The organism is Vicinamibacteria bacterium, assembly GCA_035620555.1.
In the GTDB taxonomy this organism is placed as follows: Bacteria; Acidobacteriota; Vicinamibacteria; order Marinacidobacterales; family SMYC01; genus DASPGQ01.
Window position 1 is genome coordinate 1 of sequence record DASPGQ010000714.1, and the last position, 6,336, is coordinate 6,336.

Annotated in this window: 4 protein-coding genes; 1 reads left to right on the plus strand and 3 read right to left on the minus strand. The window is 63.9% G+C overall.

The features are described from left to right. Positions 1–4 precede the first annotated feature (4 nt). Genes VEK15_28740 through VEK15_28750 form a run of 3 tightly spaced genes read right to left on the minus strand, consistent with a single transcriptional unit; the run spans position 5 to position 5,057 of the window. On the minus strand, positions 5–820 hold the full coding sequence (locus tag VEK15_28740) for a GNAT family N-acetyltransferase (protein HXV64720.1): 816 nt from the start codon (positions 818–820) through the stop codon (positions 5–7). A gap of 38 nt (positions 821–858) precedes the next feature. Beyond that, positions 859–3,330, minus strand: a complete 2,472-nt coding sequence (locus VEK15_28745; protein HXV64721.1) for a zinc-dependent metalloprotease — start codon at positions 3,328–3,330, stop codon at positions 859–861. 11 nt (positions 3,331–3,341) lie between these two features. Next, positions 3,342–5,057: an amidase gene (locus tag VEK15_28750; protein ID HXV64722.1), complete on the minus strand. Its 1,716-nt coding sequence runs from the start codon at positions 5,055–5,057 to the stop codon at positions 3,342–3,344. A 71-nt stretch (positions 5,058–5,128) separates the two neighbouring features. On the opposite strand from VEK15_28750, the gene VEK15_28755 reads away from it, so the two are divergent. Next, positions 5,129–6,336 (plus strand): alkaline phosphatase D family protein (locus tag VEK15_28755; GenBank protein HXV64723.1); only part of this gene is annotated, 1,208 nt, incomplete at its 3' end.

Sequence of the window (6,336 nt, forward strand, 5' to 3'; positions counted from 1 at the left end):
CCGGCTACTCGACGGGAATGGACTTGGATGTGTACTCCACGAAGCGGCCGCAGGGGCGAAAGCCGAGGCGCGCGTATAGCGGTTGGCCTTCCGGCGAAGCCTGGAGCATTCCGGTGTGCATGCCGAGGCGCTTTCCGTCGGCAAGCGCGGTCCAGGTCAAGGCCATACCGAGACCCCTCCGGCGAAACTTGGCGCTCGTCCCCACCATGTGGACTCCGGCGATGCCGCTTCCATGGAAGAGCTCGCTGACCGCCGCCGGCTCACCGTCCACGTGTGCGACGTAGAAGCGCATCGGGCAGGCGTCGTCGAGCACCACCGTCTTCGATTTCTCGAAGAACGCGCGCACGTTCTCGTCGGCCGGGTCGGACAGCTCGGCCAGCACGGCGGCAAAGTCGGAAAGCTCTTTCGCTGACGTGACGTGTCGAACGGATGCTACAGCGGGGATGTCGACCTGAGCAGGTATGTCTTCGAGAGCGATCGTCATGCCGAGCTCGTACTCCTGAGCGGCGAGGCCGTGGCTACGGAGGCGCTCCTCGAGGTCGAGCGGTCGCGAGCACGGTCCGACCCACCAGCTGAACGGACGGCCTACGTCGCGGAAATGGCGCAGGGCCTCGGCGATCCGCTCGTCGGCATGGGCTTCCCACAAACGAGCGTGAAGGATCTTGTTGAACGTGTCGCTGCCGAGTCCCGAGTCCACGATGACGAGCCCGTCGCGCTCCTCGACCGTCATTCCCTCGAGCCGGCGCTGCAGGAACGTGACGTGGTTCAGTAGGTTCTCCTCCATGGCCTCCATGAGAGCGGAGGGGCTGGATTCGATCACCGTCCCGCTCATCGCGCCGGCTCGGCTGAGTTAGCCACTCAGGGAACGAAACCGGAACCGAGCGGCGGCCCCGGAGGTAACGGGTAGCGCGAGCGCGGCCGCGAGCCCCAGGTCGGAGCGGCCAGCCTCGAAGCCATCGATGCGGGATCCTCGATGTAGCGGGCGATGTCGCGCTCGGCCAGCCGAAGATGGGCCTCCGTCACCGGGTCGTCGTCGTGACGCTCGCTCATCGCCTGGCCCAACCGCTCGAGCCGATGGAGCACGACCGCTCTCACTTCGGGCGTGGCGTCGGCGTGTGCGCCCAGCATCATCATGGCGTCGAGTGCTACCCGTTCCGCGACTCGCCGAAGGGAACGGTGGCGGAGCTCAGTGTCGCGGGGAGATTCCCAGGTGTTCTCTACGATGTCGTCCAACAGCTCGGGAAACGTCAGGGCGTCGTTCTGCCGGTCCGCGAAGGCGACGAGACGAGCGGCACGGTCGGGCTGGAGCATCTGCTCCAGCACCATCGCCGAGAGGATGCGGGCAGCTTGCAGCTGGTCGAAAGCGTAATCAGAGGACAGATCCTCGAGGGAGCCGTAGGGGCTCGGGGTGAGAACTCGCAGGATTCGCTCGGGGATCAAAAGGCTCGAAGGCTGAATGACCTTCATGACGAGAGAAAGCAGTTCTCGCTGAAGCGCGGCGGGTACGATCTCGGTGGGTGGAATCGCCGAGAGATCGTCTCCTTTGAGGACCCGGTTGTGGTACATGCCGCCGATGAAGTCGAGGGCGTGCTCGATGGCCCATCGGTGGTGCAGATAGGTCATCCAAAGCCTCATGTCGCGCAGCTCTCCGATTGGCTCTCCAGCACGCAAGATTCCGGGGCCGAAATACTGGAGCATGACATCGCGGGCGGCCATCGTCTCCCGAAGGTAGTCGGTCGGTGACGAGAGGTCGTCGTACCAGCTCCAGCGCGGATCCGTCGACGGCGTGTAGAGAATACCCTCTGCCCGCATCTCATCGATGATGGCTTCGAGACTCGCTTCTTCTTCCTCGGGCTCGAGCTCGGTGTAGGCGTAGCGGGCCATGAATCGGTCGTAGGCCCCAACATCGGTATGGTAGGCCTCGCGGAGATCGAGGGAGCCATCGGCGCTCACGCGCACCCGCGGGGTGGGATATTCCATGACCGAGGCGCGATCGTTGATGCTCGAGTTCCAGTTGTGCCCGAAGCCGAGCGTGTGTCCGATCTCGTGAGCCGAGAGCACGGCTTGACGGGCCAACGTCATCTCCTCGAGAGTCGGCTGTCCCTGGGCTTGCGGCGCCAGAAAGTGCGCAACCGGAGGCATCCACAGAGCGCAGTTGTCGTCGCCGGTGTCCGTCATCTGGTACGCCTGCCAGTAGTGGCTTATGGTCCGGATACGGTGCGAGTCCATTCGGGTCGTGGCGCCAAGAATTTCACCGGTTCGCGGATCGGTGACGCCGCCTCCGCTCGAGAAACCGCGCTCGTCCCGGTTCACCCAGAGAATGAATGCGTAACGGACGTCCATCGGATCCAGCCCCGGGGGCGGGTCCCTCACCTCCACCGCGTTGGAGAAGCCCGCCGCCTCGAATGCGTGATTCCACCAGAGAACGCCTTCACGCATCGCGCTCCGGGTCGGTTCGGGAATGGCCGGGTCGAGGTAATAGACGATGGGCTTCACCGGATCGCTCGTGTCGGCCGAAGGGTTCTTCTTCTCCAACCGCCAGCGACGAATCCATCGGACGTCGGGATCGCGGTCGAAAGGTGCGGCGTAGTCCTTGAAGCTCAGGCTCGATACGCCGATGCGAGAATCGGCGTTTCTCGGTCGGTAGCCTGTAGGCGCTCGGAGGAACGAGTGGTGGACGCGCAGCGTGAGCGAGCGGCCATCGGGCGTGACGCCTCGCACCAGAGATCCCGGTTCGTCGGACTCGAAAGTCAGCGTTACTTCGATCTCGGTGTTGAGCGGGAAAGCCCGGGTTCGCTCCATGTAGAAGGCGCTGCGTTCTCGATCGAGGCGGAAGCTCCCCTGGTCGCGATCGCGAAGGAGACCCCGGATGTCCGTGGCATCTCTCATAAAGAGCGGCGTTCCGTCGACGACGACGCTCCCCATCTCCTCGGACTCTACCGGAAGCGCGGCGAGCACCGAGGTCGCGAACGACTCGCGCACGTTGCGCTCGAGATCGGGGGGGCCACCCAGGGCGCGGTACTCCAGGTTCTGCTGTACGACGTGGACGCGCGGCCCCGCTCGCTCGAAGCGTACGACCATTTGCTCGTTGATGCCCCGGTCGATGCCGAGCTCGACCGAGCCCAATCCATGAGCGGTCGAGACGTAGTAGAGAACGTCTTCACCGAGCTCGGGCAGCTCGAGGAGAATGCGGTCGGAAGCGGAGTCCCAGGTGAAGGAAATAAATCCCTCAACGCGCTCGAGCCCTTCCTGTCCTGCGGCGCTCGCCGCTGTCGGAATCCAGGCCGTCGAGAGGACGACACAGTTTGCGAGCATCAATAGCCTTCGCATGACTCTCTCCTTCATCGCTCGAAAGAACGAGGGCGCCGTTCATGAAAACGGGTTCGGTCCTGATACGTCTTTGCCAGAAGCAGCATTTCGCCTTCTCGGTAAAGCCGACCCGTGAGGCAGATCCCGGTGGGCGTGCCCCGCGAGTTGAAACCGTTGGGGACGGCCACCGATGGGTGTCCCGTAAGACTCGTGATGGGGTTGATGCTCGTCTCCGGATCGAGCGTCGGACGAGGGGCCACGATGACGTCCAGGTCCGACATCGCCCGGGCAACTTCCTGCATCAAGAGGTAGCGAGCCCGATTCGCCTGCAGGTACTCGACGGCGGGAACGAAGCGCGCCACGCGGAGCTCGGCCCGGTGACGTTGCCGCACGAGCCCCTCGTCGAGTCGCGTTCTTGCGAATTCATCGAAACCCGCGCCGCGCTCCACGTACTCGATGAAGAAATTGACGTCGCTCTTCGGCAGCGAGACCGGCCTCGGGTCGATTCCGAGCGAGCGCAGCTCGTTCAAAGTCGCCTCGTTGTTCGCTCGAATCTCCCCGTCCGGCTCGGCGTCGAACAGCTCTTTCGTGTAACCGACTCTGAGAGTCGAGGCGTCGGCGTTTGCGTTCCAGTGAACTGGCAGGTTCTCGACGACCGAGAGATCTCTACCGTCCGGCCCCGCGATCGCGTCGAGAACGAGCGCGCAGTCTTCGGCGGTTCGGCACATCGGTCCTACCCGGTCGAGGCTGAAGCCGGCGGCCATGACGCCATAGCGGCTGACGCGGCCGAACGTCGGTCTCAACCCGGCGATGCCGCAACGTACCGAGGGAGCGAGGATCGAGCCCCCGGTGTCGGTTCCGATGGCGAAGCCGACGAGACCGGCGGCGGTGGCGGCGCCGGATCCGGCGGAAGATCCGCTCGACCCCTCCTCCGGGTCCCATGGGCTCATCGTTCGACCACCGAACCAGCGGTCACCGAAGGCGAGCTCTCCCGTCGTGAGCTTGGCCACCAGCACGGCGCCCGCTTGCGACAGACGCTCGACGACGGCCGCGTCGACGTCGAGTACCTGGTCCCGGAAGGGCGCGGCACCCCAGGTCGTGGGATACCCGCGTGCCGAGATGATGTCTTTTGCGCCCCAAGGAATGCCATGGAGCGGTCCGAGATACCGTCCGGAGGCGAGCTCGGCATCGGCACGACGCGCCTGGCTCATGGCGAGGTCGCGGGTCAGGGTCACCAGGCAATTCAAGCGTTCGTTGTGTCGCTCGAGTCGCGAGAGATACATCTCGGCCAGCTCGAGCGCGCTCACCTGACGCGTACGGACGAGCTCGGAGAGATGCGTCACCGGCCAGAAAGCGACGTCCTCGAGCACGCCCGGTCGCTCGACCCGAGGAGGTGGTGTCGGGCTAAATTCGCGCTCGCGGGCCTCGGGAGCCTCTCCGGCAACGCGAGGGTCGAAGTGGAGAGGCAGCGGGACACTGTTATCGATGCGAACTTCACGAAGCTCTTCGTATCGCCCGAGGTTCTCGTTCAGCCCCTCGAGCATCGCTCGTTGCTCATCCGGAGTGAGATCGATCCCGGAGAGCTTCGCCGCCTCCTCGACGGCACCGAGTGTGATTCCCTCATTCTCTTGCTGCTTCCATTTCGCCCAGAGAACACCGGGCAGAAGCGTAGTCGAGAGTCCGGTGCTCGCAAAAAAGGCAAGGAAGCGCCTGCGGGTCGCCTCGTTCGAGTCTGCTTCCTTCATCATGGCGCCGATTCTAGATCGCGTCGTCGTAGGCGAGCCATCTTCGTCTCGGTCCCCTGTTAGAATTCCTCGTCTTGGCGAGAATTCGTCCTCTCACTCTCGGCCCTATCGTCGGGGCAACGACCGCTTCCACCGTGCGACTGTGGGGACGGGCCGAGTACGAAACGACATCGACCGGACTCCGTCGCGCGGTAGGCGTCGTGCGTATCCGTGGCGCGAAGCGTCGGTTTCGCTCTCCCGTCTTCTTCAAAACGAGCCCAACTTTCGATATGACGGGCGTCGTGGTCCTCGATTCTCTCGAGCCCGATTCCATTCACGAGTACCAGATGGGCTACTTCTATTCGAATGCCGAGCCGGAAGATCTCGGTGCTTCCACGCCGCTCGATTGGCGGGCGGCAAGCCGGTCTTCGTTCCGCACCGGTACCGACGATCCCTCCGCGAGCCGCACGTTCGTCTTCGGGTCCTGCCGCTATCTGCTGCGCTTGCTGGGAGGCGCCTGGTTCGACGCGCGTGGCGACAAGATCTTCGAGTCCATCCTCCGCCAGATCGACGAGGGTGGCAGCGAGATCCATGGTTTCCTGATGGTGGGGGATCAGATCTACGCGGACGACCTGGGCGCCTTTTTCCCCGACCGCCTGCCCGACGAATACCTGAAGCGCTATCGCGACGCCTTCTCACAGCCGGGCATTCGAGAGCTGATGAGCCGGGTTCCAACCTATATGACGCTCGACGATCACGAGATCGAGGACGCCTGGCCGAAGAACGCCTCTCCGTCGGACTTCCGCGTCAAGTACCCCGCTGCCATGCATGCCTACCAGGTTTACCAGGCGAGCCACAGCCCTCTCTTTAGCGTGCGAGGACACAGGATCGAGGGGATTCCCGAAAAGCTCTGGTACACGTTCCGAGACGGTTGCTGTGATTTCTTCGTGATGGACGTTCGCACCGAGCGCGTGCTCGGAGGACCCGGCGAGGCTCGGCTGGTGAGCTCTGAGCAAATGAGCGCCCTTCTGAGCTGGCTGACGGACGGCTCCGGCAGGGTCAAGCTCGTCGTGAGCTCCGTTCCGTTGTTTCCCGAGACACGGGCGAAGACCGACGATCATTGGGCTGGCTTTCCGCGCGATCGTCACGCGTTGCTATCCCACATCGTCGAACATCGAGTCGAGAGGGTGGTCTTTCTGTCCGGAGACATTCACGCATCGCTGTCTGCCGAGCTCTGCGGCATCGAAGGGACGAAGACCCGGCTCATCTCGGTCATCTCGTCCCCGTTCTTCTGGCCTTATCC